Annotated in this window: 19 protein-coding genes and 1 tRNA gene; 10 read left to right on the plus strand and 10 right to left on the minus strand. The window is 43.6% G+C overall.

Translation table 11 applies throughout. From position 1 onward, the window contains the following. Positions 1 to 65: 65 nt before the first annotated feature. Both M8998_RS01120 and M8998_RS01125 read right to left on the minus strand, forming a co-directional pair. Positions 66 to 1601, minus strand: coding sequence for an NAD(P)H-hydrate dehydratase (locus tag M8998_RS01120; protein ID WP_249990139.1), 1536 nt, complete (start codon positions 1599 to 1601; stop codon positions 66 to 68). Positions 1602 to 1621: 20 nt separating this feature from the next. After that, positions 1622 to 3181 carry a helicase HerA-like domain-containing protein gene (locus M8998_RS01125; protein WP_249990140.1) on the minus strand — a complete coding sequence of 520 codons (1560 nt, stop codon included), beginning with the start codon at positions 3179 to 3181 and terminating at the stop codon, positions 1622 to 1624. Positions 3182 to 3421: 240 nt separating this feature from the next. Between M8998_RS01125 and rlmB the strand changes: the two genes are divergently transcribed. From rlmB to M8998_RS01145, 4 genes are read left to right on the plus strand one after another with little or no spacing between them, the layout of a single operon-like run. After that, positions 3422 to 4204, plus strand: a complete 783-nt coding sequence (gene rlmB, locus M8998_RS01130) for a 23S rRNA (guanosine(2251)-2'-O)-methyltransferase RlmB (RefSeq protein WP_249990141.1) — start codon at positions 3422 to 3424, stop codon at positions 4202 to 4204. Between the two features lie 15 nt (positions 4205 to 4219). After that, positions 4220 to 5239: an isoaspartyl peptidase/L-asparaginase family protein gene (locus M8998_RS01135; RefSeq protein ID WP_249990142.1), complete on the plus strand. Its 1020-nt coding sequence runs from the start codon at positions 4220 to 4222 to the stop codon at positions 5237 to 5239. 56 nt (positions 5240 to 5295) lie between these two features. Then, positions 5296 to 5838, plus strand: coding sequence for a TlpA family protein disulfide reductase (locus M8998_RS01140; protein WP_249990143.1), 543 nt, complete (start codon positions 5296 to 5298; stop codon positions 5836 to 5838). Between the two features lie 28 nt (positions 5839 to 5866). Next, positions 5867 to 7084, plus strand: a complete 1218-nt coding sequence (locus tag M8998_RS01145) for an MFS transporter (RefSeq protein WP_249990144.1) — start codon at positions 5867 to 5869, stop codon at positions 7082 to 7084. Positions 7085 to 7208: 124 nt separating this feature from the next. Here M8998_RS01145 and M8998_RS01150 read toward each other — a convergent pair whose 3' ends face one another. After that, positions 7209 to 9023 carry a DEAD/DEAH box helicase gene (locus M8998_RS01150; RefSeq protein WP_249990145.1) on the minus strand — a complete coding sequence of 605 codons (1815 nt, stop codon included), beginning with the start codon at positions 9021 to 9023 and terminating at the stop codon, positions 7209 to 7211. Between the two features lie 169 nt (positions 9024 to 9192). On the opposite strand from M8998_RS01150, the gene rpe reads away from it, so the two are divergent. The 3 genes from rpe (at position 9193) to M8998_RS01165 (ending at position 15475) form a co-directional block, all read left to right on the plus strand. After that, complete coding sequence (gene rpe / locus M8998_RS01155) at positions 9193 to 9876, plus strand: ribulose-phosphate 3-epimerase (RefSeq protein ID WP_249990146.1); 684 nt, start codon at positions 9193 to 9195, stop codon at positions 9874 to 9876. A 508-nt stretch (positions 9877 to 10384) separates the two neighbouring features. Next, a complete protein-coding gene (locus tag M8998_RS01160) occupies positions 10385 to 13156 on the plus strand; it encodes a bifunctional aconitate hydratase 2/2-methylisocitrate dehydratase (protein ID WP_249990147.1) in 2772 nt (923 codons plus the stop codon). A 45-nt stretch (positions 13157 to 13201) separates the two neighbouring features. Then, positions 13202 to 15475: an aconitate hydratase gene (locus tag M8998_RS01165; RefSeq protein ID WP_249990148.1), complete on the plus strand. Its 2274-nt coding sequence runs from the start codon at positions 13202 to 13204 to the stop codon at positions 15473 to 15475. A gap of 110 nt (positions 15476 to 15585) precedes the next feature. Here M8998_RS01165 and M8998_RS01170 read toward each other — a convergent pair whose 3' ends face one another. Together M8998_RS01170 and M8998_RS01175 are read right to left on the minus strand one after the other, a co-directional pair. Beyond that, positions 15586 to 16002, minus strand: a complete 417-nt coding sequence (locus M8998_RS01170) for a DUF5606 family protein (protein ID WP_249990149.1) — start codon at positions 16000 to 16002, stop codon at positions 15586 to 15588. A 33-nt stretch (positions 16003 to 16035) separates the two neighbouring features. Further along, positions 16036 to 16494: a peptidylprolyl isomerase gene (locus tag M8998_RS01175; RefSeq protein ID WP_066753907.1), complete on the minus strand. Its 459-nt coding sequence runs from the start codon at positions 16492 to 16494 to the stop codon at positions 16036 to 16038. A 134-nt stretch (positions 16495 to 16628) separates the two neighbouring features. Here M8998_RS01175 and radC point away from each other — a divergent pair, with 134 nt between their 5' ends. Beyond that, positions 16629 to 17312, plus strand: coding sequence for a RadC family protein (gene radC, locus M8998_RS01180; RefSeq protein WP_249990150.1), 684 nt, complete (start codon positions 16629 to 16631; stop codon positions 17310 to 17312). A gap of 43 nt (positions 17313 to 17355) precedes the next feature. Beyond that, positions 17356 to 19104, plus strand: coding sequence for a M14 family metallopeptidase (locus M8998_RS01185; RefSeq protein WP_249990151.1), 1749 nt, complete (start codon positions 17356 to 17358; stop codon positions 19102 to 19104). Here M8998_RS01185 and M8998_RS01190 read toward each other — a convergent pair. Beyond that, a complete protein-coding gene (locus tag M8998_RS01190) occupies positions 19088 to 20416 on the minus strand; it encodes a DNA recombination protein RmuC (RefSeq protein ID WP_249990152.1) in 1329 nt (442 codons plus the stop codon). The two genes, M8998_RS01185 and M8998_RS01190, sit on opposite strands and share 17 nt — an antisense overlap. Before the next feature lie 110 nt (positions 20417 to 20526). Here M8998_RS01190 and M8998_RS01195 point away from each other — a divergent pair, with 110 nt between their 5' ends. Continuing rightward, positions 20527 to 20727, plus strand: a complete 201-nt coding sequence (locus tag M8998_RS01195) for a hypothetical protein (RefSeq protein WP_249990153.1) — start codon at positions 20527 to 20529, stop codon at positions 20725 to 20727. Positions 20728 to 20814: 87 nt separating this feature from the next. Here the strand turns inward: M8998_RS01195 and M8998_RS01200 are convergent. The 4 genes from M8998_RS01200 to M8998_RS01215 all read right to left on the minus strand — a co-directional run bounded on the left by M8998_RS01200 (position 20815) and on the right by M8998_RS01215 (position 24368). Continuing rightward, positions 20815 to 20886: transfer RNA gene (locus M8998_RS01200), tRNA-Arg, on the minus strand. Between the two features lie 87 nt (positions 20887 to 20973). After that, positions 20974 to 21615 carry a hypothetical protein gene (locus M8998_RS01205; RefSeq protein WP_249990154.1) on the minus strand — a complete coding sequence of 214 codons (642 nt, stop codon included), beginning with the start codon at positions 21613 to 21615 and terminating at the stop codon, positions 20974 to 20976. 12 nt (positions 21616 to 21627) lie between these two features. Beyond that, on the minus strand, positions 21628 to 23946 hold the full coding sequence (locus M8998_RS01210; protein WP_249990155.1) for a TonB-dependent receptor: 2319 nt from the start codon (positions 23944 to 23946) through the stop codon (positions 21628 to 21630). Positions 23947 to 23999: 53 nt separating this feature from the next. Then, on the minus strand, positions 24000 to 24368 hold the full coding sequence (locus M8998_RS01215) for a DUF2946 family protein (RefSeq protein ID WP_349665655.1): 369 nt from the start codon (positions 24366 to 24368) through the stop codon (positions 24000 to 24002). Between the last annotated feature and the right edge of the window lie 22 nt (positions 24369 to 24390).

Raw genomic sequence — 24390 nt, forward strand, 5'->3', positions numbered from 1 at the left:
TTTTGGAGATGCAATATATCGATTTTGTCGAGACGAGGAAAACTCTTGAAGTGTATTATCTGTAATTAATGCATTCTGGCGACCGGCAAAACTTCATGCCAAGCCAAAGAAATGCCAGCGATGATGTCGGAGGCAATCAGGCTTTTGGGATGTGTCGTATGCGCCGCGAGGTCACCGGCCAGACCGTGTACGTAAACTCCGGTAAGGGCAGCATCTTTACTGGAAAATCCCTGCGCCAGTAGCGAAGTGATCATGCCGGCCAATACATCGCCGCTCCCAGCCGTGGCCATACCCCAGTTGCCGGTAGCATTAAAGTGAATCGTTCCATCTGGTACTACTACGGCTGTATTAGCCCCTTTAATCAATACGACAACTTGGTGTGCTTGGGCAAATTTTCGTGTTTTTTCCATTTTATCCCAATCATTTTTCCAAGATCCGATCAGCCGTTGCAATTCTTTCGGGTGTGGTGTTAATATACTTCCGGCAGGCAAGTCCTTGAGACTATTTGGATGTGCGGCTAGCGTGTTGATTGCATCTGCATCTAACACCAGTTTGGGAGGCTTCGGCTTAAGGGATACGTTACGTAAAAATCGAAGAAATGCCTGCTCGGTATCCGCGTGCCTGCCCATTCCCATGCCAATTCCTATCGCAGAGTATTGTTCTGTAGCGTCAGGAAAAGTGGAAAGGTGTTGTAACTCGCTATCCGTTTGCAACATGGCTTCCGGGAAATTTGTTTGGAGAATCGGATGAGCGCAACGGGCGCTGTAAACACTGACCAGGCCACAGCCAGTGCGTAGGGCGGCTTTTGCGCTCAAGTGAATAGCACCGATTTTTCCATAGCTGCCGCCGGCAATCAGCACATGACCAAATGTACCCTTATGCGAAAAGCGACTTGGCATGGAGCATTGTGCTTGAATGGTTTGTAATGTGGTGAAATAATAGGTGCCAGGTGCGGCCGAAAGGGCAGCGGTATCTAATTGTATATCCACGACTTTGAATTCTCCAACGTAAGCCGCGTTTTCCGGTTGAAGAAGCGCCAATTTAGGGCATTGCAAGGTGTAGGTATGATTTGCTTTTACGATGAACATTCCGTTTTCCGATGGCTGATCCGCATATAATCCGGAAGGAATATCTATCGCCAGGATGGGGCGATTTGAATGATTGATCGCGTCGATTACGGGCCGCCATTTCTCCGCCAAAGGACGAGAAAGTCCGATACCGTAAAGTGCATCAATCACGACATCTTCCAATTCAAAATCACACGCGATAACGTCGGTAAAATAGTTCACTTCAACGCGCGCGTCACGCAGACGTTTTTGGTTTTCGATATTATCAGGGCTGTATTTGTCTGTCTCATATAAGTAGATACGAACCTGTCTTCCAGAACTGGATAGTAACCGTCCGAGCGCTAAGCCATCGCCACCATTATTCCCAGTACCGCAAAAGATCACAAAAGAAGTTTCAAACGAAGGGAAATCTTTGGTGATTTGCTGAAACAAGCAATTTGCGGCTCGCTCCATCAGGTCAACAGATCGAATGCCTTGCCGATCTAGGGTAGCCCGATCGGCTGTGCGGATGTCAGAAGCGGACAAGATTTTCATAGCTACGTCGGAGATAATGTTTATTTTCTTTTTTTTAGGAACATGTCTAGTAACCCGTTCGCTATTTTCCCTAATAATTTTGTTCCTTCTCGTGCCAGCGTTCTGCTTGCAGTAGTTTGCGCTGCTTCTAGCGGAGTTTGTCTTCGCGATCGGGAAGAAGAAGAGTTTTTCGAACCAGCAGAAGGTTTCGGCAGTGACTTTTCCATTTGCTCACGCGCTAAATCAGCTTCCTGCTTTTGCTGGCGCTCTTTTATAATTTCAGATGCTGTTCGACGCTCAATACGCTCCTGATACTTTCTCGTAGCATCAGATTCTTCCAAAATCCGCGTGTACGTTTCCGCAGATGAGGCTCCCATAATGGCACGTGCGGGTACTAGGTGTGTCGCTACCACCTCAGTCGGAATACCCTTGTCATTCAACACGGTTATTAATGCTTGTCCAGTTCCCAACGAGGTAAGTATCTTATCAATGGCATAGAAATCTGAGGTAGGATAGGTACGGATCGTTTTACGTAGGTTCTCAGCATCATTGGGTGTAAACGCCCTTAAAGCATGCTGTACTCTGTTGCCGAGCTGACCTAATACACTCTCTGCGATATCTGTTGCCGCTTGCGTACAAAAGAACACGCCTACCCCTTTGGATCTAATTAGCCTAACAATTTGTTCAATCTGACTGAGGAAAGCTTTAGATGCACCATTAAATAGTAAATGAGCTTCATCAAAAAAGAAAACTAACTTGGGTTGATCCAGATCACCCACTTCTGGTAATTTTTTAAATAATTGTGCTAATAGACTTAATAAAAAAGTAGAAAACAAGAGTGGCTGATCCTGTACATCCGCGATATTTAATAACGTGATTACGCCCTTTCCGTCTACTTTTCCGAAAAGGTCTTGAATATCGAATTCTTTTTCTCCAAATAAATGTGACACACCTTGCTGCTCAATGGCAACTATCTTTCGTAAGATGGCTCCAGAACTCGCGCTACTGATGCGGCCATAATCGTCTTTTATTTCTGCGGCACCAGCACCATTCGATAAATAAGAAAGTAGCTTTTTTAAGTCATCAAGATCAACAAGAGGCAAGTCTGTATCTTGTGCATACTTAAATATAGCACTTAGTACGCCGGATTGTGTATCATTGAGATCCAGTATGCGAGCTAATAGCACAGGGCCAAAATCCCCTACAGTCAGCCGCATAGGGGCACCTAACTTGCCGCTCAAGGAAAAGAGCTCGACTGGAAAAGCCGCTGGTTCAAAAGGAACTCCTACTGCAAGTCCTCTTTCTAGCAATGCTTCATTCGTCTTTCCAGGTTCAGCAAGTCCCGATAGGTCACCTTTTACATCCAACATAAATACAGGTACGCCTGCATCAGAAAGTTGTTCAGCTATTAATTGCAAAGTACGTGTTTTTCCTGTTCCTGTAGCCCCTGCAATCAGTCCATGGCGGTTCATCATGCGAAGCGCGAGATTTACTTTTGCTTCAGTCACAATTTCGCCGTTTAAAATACCAGATCCTAATTGTATAAAAGCACCTTTCGGCTTATAAGATGTGGAGACTTTTTCAATAAATTGCTCTCTCATAGCTAAAATTTTGTTGTCTAAAAATAACAAATTAATCTTCATTAAGTGCACGACTTAGATTGCGATACAGAAATCGATTGTTTTATTAGCGGTGATTGCAAAGAGAGCCTATAATGGACCGATACGATTTTGTTGGTGATTCGATCAATCTTCCTGTCGCCAATTTTGCAAGGAACAAGGCAAAAGCCGTTTTTCATCGATTTTAATGTTTACTTTTGAACTTTTAACAGTAATAAGTGTATGCAGCAATTTCAACGTAGAGAACCTCGTGGCGAGAAAAGAGAGTCGAATCAGATGGTGTTTGGTATTCGCGCCGTAATGGAAGCGATTGACAGTGGAAAGGAGATAGAATCCCTTTTTATTCAACGAGGACTGAGCGGAGGATTGCTAATGGAATTGAAGGCATTGCTCAAAGAGCATAACTTGCCATCGCAACAGGTACCTATCGAAAAGTTAAACCGCATTACCGGAAAGAATCATCAGGGTGTAATTGCAGTCATTTCACCAATTACCTATCAACAGATTGAAGATCTGTTGCCCACGATTTATGAAAAAGGCGAAATTCCTTTGTTGTTGATGTTGGACGGCGTTACTGATGTGCGTAATATGGGTGCCATCGCACGTACAGCAGAGTGTGCGGGTGTGCATGCGATCATTGTGCCCAAGAAAGGATCGGCAGAGATTAATCCCGATGCCATCAAGACCTCGGCTGGTGCTTTGTATAAAATCCCGGTTTGTCGCCAGGATTCGTTGGGTAAAGTAGGACGTTTTTTGATTGAGTCGGGAGTGCAGATGGTCGTAAGTACCGAAAAGACAGAAGACTCGATTCACGATGTAGATTACACAGGTCCAACCTGTGTGGTGATGGGTGCAGAAGATGTCGGTGTATCGGATGATCTGATCAGAATATCAGATAAGCTGGCTCGTATTCCGATGTTTGGTGAAATTAAATCCCTGAATGTATCGGTATCTGCGGGTGTGGTAATTTATGAAGCAATTAGACAGCGTGCGTTAAAAGCATAATTAACTTCTCGCAAAATGATCAAAAAATCTTTGTTTCTGATATTCATGTGTTTTGCGTTGCAGTTCGTTGTGGCGCAACAGCGTAATTATGTTATGGCCATTCACGGTGGTGCAGGTACGATTTTGAAGAAAAACTTGACTGACTCTATGGAAGCAGCGTACAAAGATGGACTAAAGCAAGCCTTGCTGGCTGGATATCGGATCTTACAAGAGGAGGGAGGCACCAGTCTGGATGCAGTAGAAGCTGCAGTAAAGGTCTTGGAAGATAACCCCTTGTTTAACGCCGGCAAAGGAGCTGTATTTACCAGTGAAGGCAAAAATGAGTTGGATGCCGCTATTATGGATGGTAAGACGTTGAGCGCCGGTGCAGTTGCTGGTGTAACGAATATAAAAAGTCCGATTCAGGCCGCTCGTGCGGTGATGCAACATTCACCACACGTGATGATGGTAGGAGCGGGTGCGGAGCAATTTGCAAAAGAGCAGGGTTTGGAGATCGTAGATCCCAGCTATTTTTATACCAAGGAGCGTTGGGACGGGTTGCAAAAAGCCAGAGAGTTGGATTCTTTAGCGACGCAATTGGATCATGATGCGCAATCAGGTATTCATGAAGTATATAAAGATTATAAATATGGCACGGTGGGTGCGGTAGCTGTTGATCGTGCTGGAAATCTGGCGGCAGCGACTTCCACAGGTGGCATGACCAATAAGCGTTATGGCCGAGTCGGCGATGCGCCGATCACGGGTGCGGGCAATTATGCGGACAATGCGACTGTGGCAGTTTCCTGTACGGGATGGGGCGAATTTTTTATCCGATCTGTGGCCGCATATGACGTAGCTGCTCGTGTGCAATACGGTGGATTGTCTATCGCGGATGCAGCCGCAGCAGTCATTAAAAAGATTGGCGATATGGGTGGAGACGGTGGACTAATCGCCATCAATAAGCAAGGGGAAGTGGCCATGCCATTCAATACGGCCGGTATGTATCGCGGTGTCATCAAAGCAGATGGTACAATCGAGGTTGAGATTTATAAATAAGAAATTTTAGGTTGCGTCGCTCTGACGTCAGCCAGTTACATTAAATCACATTTTTCATGAAACAACTATATGTTTTATTATTAATGATGCCGTTGCTGGCCATAGGCCAATCAGGTAAACAGAATGTAGAAAAACCTTCTGGGGAAAGTGCGTCTCATGCGGTATTTTTAGAAGATTATCAAAAGCTGAATTCTTTTGATGAAGTCCTCGAAAAATTTGCGGGGCGTACCGTGTATATCGATTTGTGGGCTACCTGGTGTGGCCCTTGCGTTGCGGAGTTTGCTTATAAAGATGGTTTACATGATATTGCTGCCAAGCATGATATTGATATTCTGTATCTTTCTATGGATCAGGATAAAGACGATCAGAAATGGCAGGAATTTATTCAGAAACACGAATTATCTGGCTATCACATGCGGGCTAATAAAGCATTATATAAAGATATCCAGGCAAAGTTCTCGCGCGAATATCAAGGACGTAAAGCATTTGGGATCCCTTATTACATCATCGCAAAAGATGGTGAAGTGGTACTCAAGCAAGCGCCAAGACCTAGTGCTGGTGAACTGTTGTACACTGAATTGATCAACTATAAAAATTAAGATTTTTCGTCGATAACCTACTCGCCGTATGCCCTCCATATTTGCTTCAAACAACCTGCAGAAGCCAACTTATTCGCTGCTTTTAGCAGTTTGCGTAGCGCATTTGTTTAATGACTTATTGCAGTCTGTGATTCCTGCCATCTATCCGCGTTTGGAAGCGAAGTATGATCTAAGCATGGCACAGATTGGGGTCATTACATTATGCTTCCAATTGGCCGCCTCGATTTTCCAACCAGTGGTCGGCGCGTATACCGATAAGCATCCAAAGCCCTATTCTCAAATGGCGGGAATGCTTTTTTCTACTGCAGGAATGATTTCTTTGGCCTATGCGGCCAATTACGAGTGGATATTGATATCCGTAATACTCGTAGGAATTGGCTCTTCGATCTTTCATCCCGAATCCGCGCGCGTAGCCTATATGTCGGCAGGAGGTCGGAGAAGTTTTGCGCAAGCCATGTTTCAGATTGGAGGAAATACCGGGGCGGCTTTAGCGCCGCTCCTGATCGCTTGGATTGTGATCCCGAACGGTCAACACTATATTCTTTGGTTTGCCGTTATTGCGATGGTATCGCAGTTCATCTTGGGATATATTGGACGATGGTACAGCAGGCATTTGCGCTTGGTGCAATCCCGACCTAAAAAAGCGATCTTGCTTCCCGATTTATCTTCTACAAGAATCAACTGGTCCGTAGCGATCTTATTGTTGCTCATATTTTCCAAATATTTCTACACCGCCAGCATTACCAGTTATTTTCAGTTTTACACGATTCAGCGTTTTGATCTCACAGAAGTACAGGCACAGGTGTACCTGTTTTACTTTTTGATTGCTATTGCGGTGGGTTCACTCATAGGAGGTATGTTGGGCGACTACGTGGGGCGAAAGTACATCATCTGGTTTTCGGTATTGGGTGCGGCACCGTTTACCCTGCTCTTGCCCTATGTCGATCTGTTTTGGACTGGTGTGCTTATCGTCGTTATCGGATTGATTATTTCTTCCGCTTTTGCAGCCATACTCGTATTTGCGCAAGAATTACTGCCACGCAAATTGGGCATGGTGTCGGGTTTGTTTTATGGGTTTGCCTTTGGTATGGGTGGATTGGGATCTGCTGTGCTGGGATGGTGGGCAGATCAAACATCGATAAACTTTATCTACCAGGTGTGTTCCTATTTGCCTTTATTTGGCATCGTGGCTTACTTTTTACCTGACATGAAGAAGGTAACTTTCAGACCTTTAGAGACGAATTAGAGCGATCGCATAAACGCAGTAATCTGCTGTATTTCTTCCAGAAAATGCAGGCATCAATTATACCCATAAAAAAGAAGGGTCAACAGCATGCTGTTGACCCTTCTTGGTGTTATTTCTCGAAGATTTAGTACTTGCTTCTAGAAGACGAAGATGAAGGTCTGCGTTTTCCGGAAAAGTCTTTAAATCCTCCTCCTTTGTTATCGTCAGAACGGTAAGAGCGTCCGCCACCTGAGCGACCACCACCACCACCACCATTTCTAGGGCGATCGTTGCTGCGGCCACGACGTTCGCCACCACCACCACCACCTTCACCCGATACTTCGATGCGTACACCACGACCGTTGAAGTCTACATTCTGGAATCCTTGGATTACCTTTTGAACTTCTGCGTCTTGTACTTCGAAGAAAGTGAATACACCTTTAAGATCAATCTTTCCGATATCTTTACCGGAGATACGTGTATTGTTACAGATGTAACCCAACATATCACCACGAGAGAAATCGTCTACCGATCCTAAGTTGATGAACAATCTAGTATATCCTTTAGAACCTTCTCTACTGCGGCTTTCACGACGATCTCCGCGCTCTCCACGATCAGCTCTGATATCACGCGCATCTACATTCAAATCTGGTGCATTGCGGTAATAATCTAGGAATTTGTTGAATTCTAAAGAAGCAAAACGTGCGATAATCTCCTCTTTGCTCAAATCTTGGAAGTTTTCCATGATAGCAGGCAAAAATGGTGCAATTTCTTCTTGATTAACCGTTACATCATTAATCTTGTTAACGATTTTGAACAATTGTTTCTCGCATACTTCTGCACCAGTTGGAACTTCTTTCTTTTCGAAAGATTTGCCAATGATTTTTTCGATATGACGAATCTTGCTCATCTCTTTCACATTTACCAACGAAATCGAGATACCAGTTTTTCCGGCACGAGCTGTACGACCAGAGCGGTGCGTATAGTTTTCTACCTCATCTGGTAAAGAATAGTTGATTACGTGAGTTACATCGTTCACATCGATACCACGAGCAGCCACATCAGTTGCAATAAGCAACTGTAGGTTGCGATCACGGTAGCGTTTCATGACGCGGTCACGTTGTTGCTGCGATAAGTCACCATGCAAAGAATCCGCATTGTAACCATCTTTCATCAATGCTTCAGCGATCTCTTGTGTTTCAATCTTAGTACGACAGAAAACAATTCCGAAAATCTGAGGATAAGAGTCTACAATGCGTTTAAATGCCGCATACTTGTCTCTTGCTCTTATTAAAAAGTACTGGTGTTCGATGTTTGCATTTCCCGTGTTTTTTGTACCTACGGTCAATTCAAAAGGATCGGTCATGTATTTCTGTGCAATACGACGAACCTCTTTAGGCATCGTAGCAGAAAATAACCATGTTTTTTTCGTGTCTGGAGTCTCAGAAAGGATATTGTTAATGTCCTCCTGGAATCCCATGTTCAGCATTTCATCTGCTTCGTCCAACACGACATAATTGACGTCGGAGAAATTAATGGCTTTACGGCCAATGATATCCAACATACGTCCTGGAGTGGCGACCACGATCTGCACACCACGTCTAATTTGACGTAATTGATCGCTGATGTTCGCTCCTCCGTATACAGCTACCACGCTAACGCCATCAATGTACTTAGCGAATTTTTCCAAATCTCTTGAGATTTGTAGACACAGTTCACGTGTCGGACAAAGTACTAGGGCTTGTGGATGCTTTTGTGAAGGATCGATTTGTTCTAATAGAGGGAGACCGAATGCTGCTGTCTTCCCTGTGCCGGTTTGGGCTAATCCGACAAAATCGTTGTTGCCAGTCAATAAAACAGGAATGGCTTGTTCCTGGATAGGAGAAGGTTTTTCGAAACCTAGCTCGGTGACTGCATTAACAATCTCATGACGGATTCCCAATTCTAAAAATGGGTTCATGAAATAAATTATACAATAGGCTATATTGCCTAAGGCGGTGCAAAGATAGCAGTAATAATTTATAAAACCTAAAATATTATGAAACAATATTTTAAAGACCGCCCAATGACAAACCTACCGTTGCTATTTGATGCAGAACCTCGTATCTTTGAAGATACTCAAAAACGTCATGAATACAACTCACCACCACCTGATTGCGCCATCTATGCTTGCGGCAGATTTTGCCCATATCCAACGCGATGTAGACCTGGTTAATCAAAGTGAAGCAGATTGGTTTCATATTGATATCATGGATGGTTTGTTCGTGCCAAATATATCTTTTGGGTTTCCAGTAATGAAAGCCATACATCGCTATGCGACAAAACCGTTAGATGTACATTTGATGATCGAGAAACCGGATCGCTATTTGGAGGAGTTTAAAGAAGCCGGTGCAGCGCATATTACGGTACATTATGAAGCCTGTACGCATCTTCATCGCACCATTTGGGCGATTAAAGAGTTGGATTGTTTAGCGGGCGTAGCACTTAACCCACACACCCCAGTTCATCTATTGAAAGATATTTTGCCCGATCTGGATATGGTATGCTTGATGTCGGTAAATCCAGGTTTTGGTGGTCAAAAGTTCATTGAAAATACGTACGCCAAGATTCGCGAATTGCGATCCCTATCTAAGGGAGTGAATGATCAATTGTTGATCCAAATCGATGGAGGTGTGAGCCTGGATAATGCCGCTGCGCTGATCGCCGCGGGAGCAAATGTGCTGGTAGCTGGAAGTTTTGTTTTTAATTCTGCGAATCCCACGCAAACAATCCATTCTTTGAAATCGGTAGATCCGCATTTAAAAATTGTATAGACCGATTTTTGACTTTTCCGATGAAAATATCTATTGAAATTATTGATTTAATGCGTTGATTATCAAGTAATAAATTGTTAATTTAGAATATTTCCAAATTTGGCTGATAGTCTTTAGCTCTTCGTATAAAAGCGTCTTATTTTGTATTTTTGTAGTAAAAAGTAGAAAGCGTGTGGCTTTTCTCTTATGTCAGCAGATGGAAAAGCTATAGTAGCTCTGAATATACTGTTATACAACATCCCGCAGGAACCAGCATATGATGGTGCGACGTAAAAAAGTTTGAGCCAATGTTTAGCAAAGTGTGCAGCGGATGATGCCAGAGGAGTTTGAGACATTCATTCAGATGATTTCTCTTCTCCATAATATGTTTCGAGGCTTGTTACAGTTGTGTAAGTTATCGGAAGCATCATTAATCATTTCATAAGATTCTGCACGCTGATTTAAAGGAAGAAATTAAAAGACAGGTCATTATCAGCTATCTGTCACCCTATAAGAATAAAGTTTAACTATGAGTGTTTACAACGAATACATACAGGAAATCGAAGAAAGAAAACTTCAAGGATTGCATCCAAAGCCCATTGATGGTGATGAGTTGCTTGGTGCTATCATCCAACAGATTATAGATATTGATCATGAGCATAGAGCAAATTCTCTCGGTTTATTTATCTACAATGTCTTGCCCGGTACAACGAGTGCGGCTGGCGTCAAAGCGCAATTTTTAAAGGAAATTATTCTTGGTCAAGTTGCTGTAGCAGAAATTACAACAGCATATGCTTTTGAGCTATTGTCTCATATGAAAGGCGGTCCTTCTATAGCGGTTTTATTAGATTTGGCCTTAGGAGAGGACGCATCTATCGCGAAGCAAGCTGCTGACGTGTTGAAAACACAAGTATTCCTTTATGATGCGGATACTGATCGCTTGAAAGAAGCTTTCCACGCAGGGAATCCAACCGCCATCGAGATTATTAAGAGCTATGCACAAGCAGAGTTTTTTACCAAGCTTCCTAGCGTTCCAGAAGAAATCAAAATTGTCACGTTTATTGCTGGAGAAGGAGATATCTCCACCGATTTACTTTCGCCAGGAAATCAGGCTCACTCGCGTTCCGATCGGGAGTTGCATGGTAAATGCATGATTACGCCAGAAGCGCAACAACAGATCAAGGATTTGCAAATGCAACATCCAGATAGTAGTGTGATGTTAATTGCTGAAAAAGGTACCATGGGCGTTGGGTCCTCCAGAATGTCTGGCGTGAACAATGTCGCTCTATGGACAGGAAAGCAGGCAAGCCCGTACGTTCCCTTTGTGAATATTGCGCCAATCGTAGGAGGTACCAATGGTATTTCTCCTATTTTCCTTACCACAGTGGATGTTACTGGGGGTATCGGTATAGATCTGAAAAACTGGGTAAAAAAGGTAGATGCAGAAGGCAATATAGTACGTAACGAAAAGAATGAGCCCATTTTAGAAGAGGTTTATGCTGTCGCTACGGGTACGGAGCTAACCATTAATACCAAAACAAAAAAATTATATCAGGGAGATCAGGAACTGATCGATATTTCTAAAGCGTTGACGCCGCAGAAAATGGAGTTTATCAAAGCAGGTGGTTCTTATGCGATCGTATTTGGTAAGAAAATCCAAACTTTCGCAGCCGGACTATTGGATATCGAAGCCCCACTTGTTTTTGCCGCTTCCAAAGAAGTGTCTGTTGATGGACAAGGATTAACCGCAGTTGAAAAAATATTTAACAAAAATGCAGTAGGTACTACGCCAGGGAAAGTGTTGCATGCAGGCTCAGATGTGCGTGTTCAAGTGAATATCGTTGGATCACAAGATACCACTGGATTGATGACGGCGCAAGAGTTGGAAGCAATGGCAGCCACTGTTATTTCTCCCATTGTAGACGGAGCGTATCAATCCGGTTGTCATACGGCATCAGTTTGGGATAAAAAAGCACAGGCAAATATTCCAAAATTGATGAAATTCATGAACGAATTTGGCTTGATCACCGCACGTGATCCCAAAGGCGAATATCATGCGATGACGGATGTAATCCATAAGGTGTTGAATGACATTACCATTGATGAATGGGCAATCATTATCGGAGGAGATTCGCATACCAGAATGTCTAAAGGAGTAGCTTTCGGTGCTGACTCAGGAACGGTGGCATTAGCCTTGGCGACAGGAGAGGCTTCGATGCCTATACCCGAATCGGTGAAAGTAACTTTCAAAGGTGGCATGAAAGAGCACATGGACTTCCGTGATGTCGTACATGCTACTCAATTACAGATGCTGCAGCAATTCGGTGGAGAAAATGTTTTCCAGGGACGTATCATCGAAGTGCATATTGGTACATTATTGGCCGACCAAGCATTCACTTTTACGGATTGGACGGCGGAGATGAAAGCAAAAGCCTCTATCTGTATCTCTCAAGATGATACTTTGATCGAATCTTTGGAGATTGCCAAGCGCCGTATCCAAATCATGATCGAAAAAGGTATGGAGAATAAAAGTCAGGTGCTACAAGGCTTGATTAACAAAGCAGATAAAAGGATCACAGAGATCAAGTCGGGCGCGATACCTGCTTTAACTCCAGATGAAAATGCCAAATATTACGCAGAAGTAGTCATCGATTTAGATATAATTGATGAGCCTATGATTGCCGATCCAGACGTAAACAACCAAGATGTCTCTAAGCGTTATACGCACGACACCATTCGCGATCTATCATTTTATGAAGGTACGAAAAAGGTAGACTTAGGATTCGTCGGTTCCTGTATGGTACACAAAGGGGATTTAAAAATTGTAGCTCAAATGCTTAAGAATTTGGAAGCTCAAAAAGGCAAGGTGGAGTTTAATGCACCACTGGTTGTCGCAGCACCAACCTACAATATTATTGATGAACTAGAAGTAGAAGGCGATTGGGATATTTTACAGAAATATTCGGGTTTTGAATTTAGTGACTTAATGCCGAAAAGCTCCGCCCGTACAGAATACGAAAATATTATGTACCTAGAGCGACCAGGCTGTAATCTGTGTATGGGAAACCAGGAAAAAGCAGCAAAAGGAGATACGGTGATGGCCACATCTACCAGACTTTTCCAAGGAAGAGTGGTGGAAGATTCGGAAGGTAAGAAAGGAGAATCTTTGTTAGCCTCTACGCCAGTAGTAGTTTTGTCTGCTATTTTGGGAAGAATTCCAACAATCGAAGAATATAGAGTAGCGGTTGATGGGATCAACCTGACAAAATTTACACCAATAGAAAAACAAATGGTGGTGTAATCTGTATTGTTTTTAAACCAATAGAAGAGATAAAATTATACGTATATGGCTTTTGATATTAATATGATTGAGAAGGTGTATAGCCTCTACGAAGAGCGTGTCAATGCGGCACGTAAGGTAGTAGGCAAACCTTTGACTTTAGCAGAGAAGATTCTATATACCCACTTGTGGAATGGCAATGCGGAAGAAGCATACGAAAGAGGACAATCGTATGTCGATTTCTCGCCAGATCGAGTGGCTATGCAGGATGCGACTGCTCAAATGGCCTTGTTGCAATTTATGCAAGCTGGCAGACCCAAAGTGGCCGTGCCTTCTACCGTACATTGCGATCACTTAATACAGGCCAGAGATGGCGCGAAAGAAGATTTAACACGTGCTAAAGAAGAAAGCTCTGAAGTATTTAACTTTTTGAGTTCTGTTTCTAATAAATATGGTATCGGTTTCTGGAAACCAGGAGCAGGTATTATTCACCAGGTGGTATTGGAAAACTATGCGTTTCCAGGTGGCATGATGATCGGTACCGATTCTCACACCGTGAACGCCGGAGGGTTGGGAATGGTAGCGATCGGTGTTGGTGGTGCAGATGCCTGTGATGTAATGGCTGGTTTGCCTTGGGAGTTAAAATTCCCTAAGCTTATTGGTGTTAAGTTAACAGGTAAATTGTCGGGCTGGGCCACTTCAAAAGACGTGATTTTGAAAGTAGCTGGTATACTAACCGTAAAAGGTGGTACCGGCGCTATCGTTGAATATTTTGGTGAGGGAGCGAAATCGCTTTCATGTACCGGTAAAGGTACTATTTGTAATATGGGTGCCGAAATTGGTGCAACGACATCTACATTCGGATATGACGAATCTATGGAGCGCTATCTACGCGCGACTGATCGTGCAGATGTAGCAGACGCCGCCAATAAAGTTAAAGAACACCTTACGGGTGACGATGAGGTTTATGCTAACCCAGAAGAATATTTTGATCAATTGATTGAGATTAACCTATCTGAGTTGGAACCTTCTTTGAATGGCCCTTTCACACCGGATTTGTATACGCCAATATCTCGCATGCGTGAGGAGGCAGACAAAAATGGTTGGCCGACAAAGGTAGAGTGGGGATTGATCGGGTCTTGTACCAATTCTTCTTACGAAGATTTGGCGCGAGCAGCTTCGATTGCAAAACAAGCGATTGATAAAGGTTTGGTAACGAAAGCAGAATTCGGTATTAACCCAGGATCAGAGCAAGTACGTTACACGGCAGATCGTGATGGTTTGTTAAAAACATTTACTGATCTAAACGCGACGTTATTTACAAATGCTTGTGGTCCATGTATTGGTATGTGGGATCGTGCAGGTGCAGATAAACGCGAAAAAAACACCATAGTTCACTCTTTCAACCGTAATTTCGCGAAGCGCGCGGATGGAAATCCGAATACCTATGCATTCGTAACCTCTCCTGAAATGGTAGCAGCTATTGCGATTTCTGGAGATTTGGGTTTCAACCCGGTAACGGATACACTGACCAACAAAGACGGCGAGCAAGTGAAACTAGACGCACCTACCGGAGATGAGCTTCCAGCTAAAGGTTTCGCGGTAGAAGATGCAGGTTATCAAGAGCCAGCCAAAGATGGTTCGGATGTGGAAGTAGATGTTGCAGAGGATTCGGATCGCTTACAATTGCTGGAGCCGTTCGAAGCATGGGAAGGTACAGACCTGAAAGGTCTGAAATTACTGATCAAAGCAAAAGGTAAATGTACGACAGATCATATTTCTATGGCCGGACCTTGGTTGAAATACCGCGGCCACTTAGATAATATCTCCAATAACCTATTGATCGGTGCTGTTAACTTTTTTAATGACGAGACAGATACGGTGAAAAACCAATTGACCGGCGAGTACGGCCCAGTTCCTGCAACACAACGTGCTTATAAAGCAGAAGGAATCGGTTCGATCGTCGTTGGTGATGAAAACTACGGAGAAGGATCATCCCGCGAACATGCTGCGATGGAGCCACGTCACTTAGGCGTTCGCGCGGTGTTAGTAAAATCATTTGCGCGTATCCACGAGACGAACTTGAAAAAACAAGGAATGTTGGGATTGACATTTGCAGATAAGGACGATTACGATAAAATCCAAGAAGATGATACGATTGACATACTAGGTTTGACAGATTTTGCTCCGAATAAATCGTTAACATTGGTATTGCACCATGAAGATTGTAGCTCTGAGGAGATCGAAGTAAACCACTCCTACAACGCCCAACAAATCGGTTGGTTCAAAGCTGGTGCAGCATTGAATATCATTCGCAAGAAACAAGCTGATAAAGCGTAATACTATCTCGGATAGAGAATTTGCTATAATAAGAAGGCCGGATTTACCTCAAGTAAATCCGGCCTTTTATTTTAATATACCGAAGTAGTATATCGAGATTGGATCAGCAGTTAAGCTTGCTCCTCATCAATCGGTTCAGGAGCTTCTTCTTCGAACAAAGGAAGCGCTTTGATGATATTGTACCAAGTGATCACCTTCTTGATATCTGAGCTATATACACGGCTCTCGTCATGGCCAGGAGCTACCACTCTAAAAAACTCACGAAGTGTATTTCCATCTGCTTTCACATCTGGAATTTCGATTTCATTTGTTTTTAGGGTTTCGAAAATCTCCAATAAACGAATTTCGTCCTCTTCGCCATAAATAGTGATATCTTCCAATGTCGCCATTTTAGTATTCGAAAGGTTGATCACTGATTTTACTTTCGCGCCATCCAAACTTTCTAAGATAAAACCACCCTTATTCTGTCCGATCAACTTAAATAATCCTGGCTTTCCCGTTACAGATACTAATCCTCTTAAATTCATGCTTATGCTATGTAAGTATATACCTAATGATTATTAGTCTTCGATTACATCGATGCTCAAAATACGATCACCTTGACGGATGTCATCTACGACATCGACATTCTCAATCACCTTGCCAAAACACGTGTGGTTACGATCCAAATGAGCTGTATTTGTACGGCTGTGGCAAACGAAAAATTGTGATCCTCCGGTGTTTCTTCCAGCGTGTGCCATTGACAATACGCCACGGTCATGATATTGATTTTCACCCGTTAATTCACAATCGATATGGTATCCTGGACCACCTGTACCAGGCATGCCTGTAGCACCTTCGCGTGTATTAGGGCAACCACCTTGAATAACGAAATCTGGAATCACACGGTGGAAAGTTAATCCATTGTAATAGCCTGATTTAGCCAATTTTATAAAATTTTCTACAGTTTTAGGTGCGTCCTCTGTGTAGAACTGCACAGTCATATCACCTTTCTCGGTTTTAATTATTGCTTTACTCATATCTAAAATTACTAAGATACAAAGATACGCTTTCTAGGGATAATCAAAAAATTGACAAAGTACTACTGAATCCTATAGGTTATTATTTGAAAAATAAATTATCTTTAAAAGAAATTTTAATTAATTATGCGACTATGAAACTAGCAATACGCGAATGGGCTGAAGCAGATCGTCCACGAGAGAAATTAGTAGAGCAGGGGAGACGCGCATTGACGAATGCAGAATTATTAGCAATACTCATCGGTTCAGGATCTTCACAAGAGAGTGCTGTCGAGCTTTGTCGTCGGCTGTTGTTCGGCGTAGAAAACAATCTTGCAACACTATCCAAACTGGAAGTGGCCGATTTATGCCGATACCACGGCATAGGGCTGGCAAAAGCGATTACGATCATTGCTGCCATGGAAATCGGACGTCGCCGTAAGGACGCCAAAGAGTTACCTTCATCTGTATTGAATAGCAGCAAACGGGTTTTTAATTTTTTCCGAGATCGCTTGTTGGATCTTCCGCACGAAGAATTTTGGGTACTATTCCTCAATACAGGCTGTAAGCTAATAGATACCCAATTAATTGGTCGCGGGGGTAATGATTTTACACCGGTAGATATCCGCATCATCCTGCGGCACGCGCTGCAAGCAAATGCACATTCTATGATCTTAATTCATAATCATCCGTCCGGTACGTTAGCTCCAAGTCTCGCTGATAAACAGCTCACAAGGCGCATTGTGGATGCAGGCAAGTTGATGGACATTCGTGTAAACGATCATGTTATCTTCACCGATCAGCATTATTTCAGTTTTCGCGACGAAGGCTTGCTATAGCTGCCGGCTTCTTTACGTATATTTGAAGCAAAAGTACCCTATTATGTCTTCCTTTATCAAATACTTCTCTCTAAGTTGCATTGTCTTAGTATCTATTTGCTTCAGCGCTTCAGCACAGCAGACGGCCTTTGAAAAAGATCCTGATCACAATACCACCGCTACTTATGAAGAAGTGATTGGGTTCTATAAAACCTTGGCTGCCAATTATCCGCAAGCCAGACTTTTGGAAATGGGAAAGACGGATGTGGGAAAACCGTTACACCTGATGGTGTTGTCTGTGGAGGAAGATTTTGACCCCCAAAGTATCAGAGCAAAAGGCAAAGCCATTTTATTGATAAACAATGGAATACATCCAGGAGAGCCAGAAGGGATTGATGTGGGGATGCTATTTTCTCGGGATATTTTGCGAGACAATAAGTTGCCCAAAGATGTGGTGATTTGCATTATTCCGGTTTACAATGTTGCCGGAATGCTTAATAGAGGCGTATCTCGTGTCAACCAGAATGGTCCTGTGGCGTATGGGTTTCGTGGGAGTAGGCAACATTATGATCTAAATCGTGATTTTATCAAAGCCGACACCCGAAATTCGCTGTTATTTCAGCGGCTCTTTACCACCTGGGATCCGGATCTGTTTTTTGATACGCATGCTAGTAATGGAGCGGATTACCAATACATCATGACATTGATCGCTACGCAAAAAGACAAATTGGCTGCGCCGTTGGCTTCACTCATGGAAGAACGATTTACGAAAGCATTGTACCAGCGGATGCAAGTTTCCGGTTATGAGATGATACCGTATGTAAATACGCTAGGCGCTACGCCAGAATCCGGTTTGGTCGACTTTTTGGAAACACCTCGCTATTCATCCGGCTTTGCAGCGCTACACCATACTATCGGCTTCATGCCGGAGACACACATGTGGAAATCTTATGAGCAACGGGTTGCCTCTACCTATACCTTGTTACAGCATTTGCTGGAAGTGGTTGCGCAGGAAAAAGAAAATTTACTGAGCACGCGCCAACAAGTTAAAGAGACGGTAAAGACGCAGCAACAATTTCCGATAAACTGGGCACTGGACACCAAGCGAATTGATTCTATCACATTCCTTGGATATCAATTTGGTGAATGGCCAAGTCAAGTGACCGGACAAAAAAGGCTATATTATGATCGGCAACAGCCCAAAACCATGCGAATCCCGCATTACCAACATTATAACGTAACCTTGCAGGTAGAGAAGCCCTTGGCCTATGTGATACCCCAAGCCTATGATCGGGTAATAGAACGACTACAGGCTAATGGTGTCAAACTACATCCGCTAGAGCGCGATACGACTATTTTCTTGGAAATGTATTATATCAATGGATTGAAGACTGCTACAACGCCATACGAAGGCCATTATATGCATGAACGTGTCGAGTTGAAACCCGTTATGATGGACCGCCAGTTCTATGCTGGAGATTGGTGGGTTGAGATGGATCAAACAGCCAACCGTTACCTGATCGAAACATTAGAGCCGCAGGCGCATGACTCTTTTTTCCGGTGGAACTTCTTTGATGGCATCTTGAACCAAAAAGAATATTTCTCTGCCTACATCTTTGAAGAAGAAGCACAGCGTCTGCTGGATGCAAATCCTTCGTGGAAAGAAGAATTGGAAAATAAAAAGGCATCAGATGCTTCTTTCGCCAATAGTGGCAGAGCACAATTAGATTGGATCTACAAGCAATCTCCTTATTATGAAGATACGCATTTGCTTTATCCGATTGGACGTGTGGTATCTACTCGTCCTCACTAATAGGCAGATCGAGCAAATCGTTGGATTCCTGCACATCAAGGGTGCCTATATCTCTTAACTTTCTACTCATCATATTGGTGCGCGTTAGGCGGAGGTCATGCAATGATTTCGAAGCCGAGCTCAGTTGTTTGTCTACCTTATCCAATTGGTCAGAGAATTTTTTAAACTCTGTTTTCACTGCTTCCAGGATTTTCCAGACTTCACTGCTGCGTTTCTGCACAGCCAGTGTGCGGAAGCCCATTTGTAAGCTATTGAGTAGCGCCGATAGGGTAGTTGGCCCGGTAATCGTAACGCGGTATTTGCGCTGCAAAGTTTCAAATAACCCAGGATGGCGCAAGATCTCTGCATACAAACTTTCAATAGGGAGAAACATGATCGCAAAATCCGTCGTATGTGGTGGGTCAATGTATTTATCACTGATGTCTTTGGCAAAAGCTTCTACGTTGCGCATGAGGATTTTCTGCTGTAGCTCGATTTGGTTTTTCTCGCCCACTTCATACGCATCCATCAGTGCCTGGTAGTTTTCTATCGGAAATTTAGAATCTACTGGCATCCAAACCGTTTCATCGCTGTCTTTTCCCGGCAGTTTAATCGCAAACTCCACATGTGCTTGTGATCCCTTTTTAGTCGCTACATTTTGCGCATATTGTTCGTTGGTGAGTAGCTGTTCGAGGATATTGGCTAACTGGTATTCTCCTAATATACCCCGAGTTTTTACATTAGAAAGCACTTTTTTCAGATCGCCTACGCCGTTGGCCAAGGTTTGCATCTCACCTAATCCGCGATGCACCAGTTCCAATCGCTCGCTTACCAGTTTGAACGACTCGCCTAATCTCTTCTCCAACGTAGACTGCAATTTTTCATCTACCGTGTGTCGCATCTGCTCTAGTTGCCGGTTGTTGTCCTCTCGCAGGGCTTTCAGATGGTTTTCAATGCTAATTTTGATATCTTTCAGATGATCGTTGGCTGTCTTGTTAATTTCATACTGCTGCTTCGTCAAGCTCTCAAAACGTTGACCTAAAAATGTATGTAGTGCTTGGGCTTGCTCCTGAGCACTTTTCTCTAAAGAACGGAAGTTTATAGATAGCTCTTCGCGGTTGGCTTGAGCCAATGCGCTATTTTCATTGCGATGGCGATGAAGATCATCTCGAGTGGATTTATCCATTCGCTCCAGTTGATGATCTAGCCGCTGCAAGCCCTGTTCCATATTTCGCCACTGCGCAGAGGAGCTGTTGCCCGATTTTTTGAGGAGCAAAACCAAGAGATTGATGACTGCTAAAGCAATCAAAACGATTAAAAGTGTATGTATCATGCAAGCTATTTTTTGCTAAACGGAAACGCGTTTTACCAAGATAGGCAATCTTCCGGGAAACAATTCTTCTACTTAGACTGTTCTAAAAGTAGGAATCAAAAAAGAACACTATGAAAAAGCTAATATACACCATCTTAGGATTAAGTGCATTCAGTTTTATGGCCTGTCATTCTTCGCAAGAGCGAGCCGATGAAAATGAATTAACACCAGTAGAACCGGCTGATCAGCAGCGCTACAATATCAATCAATCTACGGAAGAAGTGATCAACCTAGATACGACGTCTACGGATACCACTCAGATCAGAAGATAGTGAATTCTGTCGAAGAAATAATAAAGTGCTGAATCGTAACGATTCATAAAAAAAGCGCTTACATCTGTAAAGCGCTTTTTTTATACGTGCCCGCGGCGAGATTCGAACCCACATCGTCAGAACCGGAATCTGATATTCTATCCATTGAACTACGCAGGCAGTGCGGCAAAAATACTATTTTTCTCCTGTTATTACTAAAAAAAGGTTGCTAATTAGGCAACCTTTTGATAATGAATATACTAGTTGTTAGTGGCCATGACCAGCGCCATCCACAAAGTGCATTTCGAATCTTAAATCAAGATCTGTTGCTCCGGCAAAGTTCAAAAAGTTAGGGTTGTTCCAGTCTGCAGCTGTGATATTTGCTTTCACTCCAGGGTTTAAGTGGCGCATTACATACCGCATGACAAAGGTATTAGATGTCTCCAATACCGTTAAGTATCCGGTAACGCCCACTTGTAGATTCTGACCCGCGGCGTTCTCATCTCCATATTCGTAACGGAATTTACTGATTTCGGATGCTGGTGTAGTAGCGAAGAAAACCTGATGTATATCGTCTCGGGTAACAAATGTTTGCTCAGAGCGACGACCTAGAAAGTCTGTACTTTGTAAATCAAGGCGGTAAGTCTTTCCTTTGCTCAAGTGCACATGTCCCTCTTGTGGAACCAATTGACCATTTACGGTCGTAAATTCGACGGTTTCAACTTGTCCACCTTCTTCGTCATGATAGTGGAAATGGTCGCCATGTGCCTCGCGATGTACTTCGGTAAAAATAAGGGTAGCCGTTCCCACTTCTTCCTGATCCGTTTCTGGAACTGGATCGTCTTTTTGACAAGCCTGAAAAGTTAAAGTAGCGACTGCAGCTAAAAGGAAAATAGATGTTTTTTTCATAATACTGTTTATTTAAAATTGAAATGTAAAACCTAGTGTAATATTTCTTCCCATCTGGTGAGAAAAGTAACGCATCCGGTCCATGTAATCTTTGTAGAGTACGTTGAATAGGTTCTCTATACCCAAGTTACATTGGACGCTGCGATTGTATATGGGTAGCCGAGCGCTTGCATAGGCGTTGAAGAGATGATAGGAGGGCGGCGGATTGGTATAATCCGTTGCGGGATCGAAATTATGTTGCCGATCGACAAATACATGTGCCAACCGGATGTAATTTTCCGAATCTTCTCCATATTGCCATTTAACACTTTGATTGATGCGATCTGCCGGAATGAATGGAAAATAGGTGTGATTATCGAGATCTCTTGCGCGTACCAATGCACCTTTCAAGGCATAAGACCAGGTTGAATTAATTTGCCAATCCAATTGTACATCTACCCCGTAAAAGAAGGCATCATGCTGTCTATAATTAAACACTGGAAAAGTGCCGCGAATGGTTTGCCGAACCGAATCAGGGTTGGGCGTTGCATAGATATAATCCTTGATGTACTGTGCATACAAATCCGTTGTGATGGCTATATTTTCGCTTTGGAATAGCAGGGAATTAACCCACTTATATCCGCGTTCTGATGCGAGATTTGGATCTCCCACTTCGTAAGTACCACTGCCATGGTGGAGCCCGTCGCTGTACAATTCGTTCGCCGAAGGCGCACGCCAAGCTAATCCCAGATTGGTCTTCCACGTCCAAGCTGAAGAAGCGTGATAAGCCAAACCTGCAGAACCGCTCCAATTATGGAAGTGGCGTTGATCCGTCAACAAGTACTGTCTAACGATGCCATTTTCATCGATGCTACTATAATCATAACGGAAGCCGGCTACATCAAAATAACGATAATCATAGCGTGCACCTAGTTCGCCGTGAAACTTACCCCAATGATGCTGCGTGATCGCATAAATACCCAAATTATGGTTGTCAAAATTGGGGATAATTGGTGTAGTGCCCGTGCCAGGCACGTTGTTATTGACTTGTAACATACCATCGATACCGATGCGGTGATGCCCGGATTTCAGGGCAATATCTAACGTCTGCGTGGTTAGATTCATGTCGGCCATAGGCGTGTCGTCCGAGAGCACACGCCGTAGGTCATATTCCTTGCGACGGTTGCGTTGAAAGGCAAATTGCGTTTCTAACCGAGTCTGTCCTGTAAACGCGTACACCCATTTGATCTTTGAAAGATCGTGATCAACACGTTGACGGGGCGATGCAATATCGTACGTAAAATTATAGGTGCTAGACGGTCGACCTCGTTCGATGTTCACGAGGATATCCTCCAACGTGCTCACGTGTGCCCCGTAGAAAATACCCAGATTTGTACCAAAGTGGCTATAATAAAACTCCAGATCATGCCGACCTTTGTTGTATTGCAATAAACCGGAAAGATTAAGTTCTTCTACTCCAGTGTTGCCGAGAAAATAGTCGGCTGTACGCAAGTTGCCAATTTTCTTGCCGGACGCTTGAATGCGCCAACCTAAATTAGGAATAGACGGTATTCCGCCTTCCAGGCGAATGTTTCCGACACCGCCACGGCCATTAGATTGCCCCAGAAGATCTACGCGCCCGGATACTTTGCTGGGATCAATGGGATTGGCCGTGCTGATGACCACGCCACCAAGTGCATCTGCTCCGTACCGCACACCTTCCGCTCCTTTGATTACTTCCAGTCGATCCGCTGTGAAAGGATCAATCTCTGGCGCATGTTCTGCACCCCATTGTTGTCCCTCTTGGCGAACGCCATGATTAAGAATCAGCACGCGATTGCTATGCAGGCCGTTAATCACCGGCTTAGCGATGCTAGCGCCAGTATTTAGCTGGCTAACACCTGCAATCTGGCTCAGCATTTCTGCCAACGGCTTCGCGCGAAGTTCCTGTTTGGAGTCTTCCGATACGTGATGCCTACTGCTGGTGATGTGTTCTGATTGTATTCCGGTTACCTGTACATCCTGCACATGCACTGTACCAACCTTCATCTCAATAAATAGCGCTTCACTCGCCGGAAACGTGATCGTTCTTTTTACGGTATCATAACCTAGAAAACTAAAGGTTATGATCTGCTCTCCAGGACATTGACGTAGTAATTTGAAGGTGCCTTGTCGATCGGTATACGTGACGGTGTTACTAGCGGTGCTGCGAATGGCGACACCTACTAATGGCCTTGCCTTTTGGTCAACGACAGTGCCAGAAAGCGATAATGTACAAGATGAAGATAATTGGGCATTTGCTGCCGAACTGCACAAAAGCAGCAGAAACAACACCCACAGATAACGAAACATGCGTTCGACCTATAAAAGTGAAAAACTAAAATTGAAGGGGTACTGAAGGACGCTTAGTAAAGGGGAGGGCCGCGAAGCGAGGGTACGCCGAGGTCGTAATCCTGCTGTAAAGAAAGCAAATACGGCGTTGTCAACTTAGGGAGTGTCGCCGGATAGAGCAGCGCAAAACCTATAGCAAAGTAGGAGAGGCTTACTGGGTTGTTATGATGTATCAGGAAACAGATGCCACAGTCCTGGTCAGATGCGTGATGATGCTGATGATCACAATGGTCTGTCTGTTCGTGATGGGTTTGTTGAGAATCATCTACGATATGATTGTGCACAGAAGCTATGCCTATGGAAAACATCCATAGCATAATACAAAATAGCATCCCAACTAGCCGAAAGTAGTTTCCTTTCTTCACCACCAGACAAAGGTACATCAAATGCAATGATGTTGCAAGG

Source organism: Sphingobacterium sp. lm-10, from assembly GCF_023554555.1.
GTDB lineage: Bacteria > Bacteroidota > Bacteroidia > Sphingobacteriales > Sphingobacteriaceae > Sphingobacterium.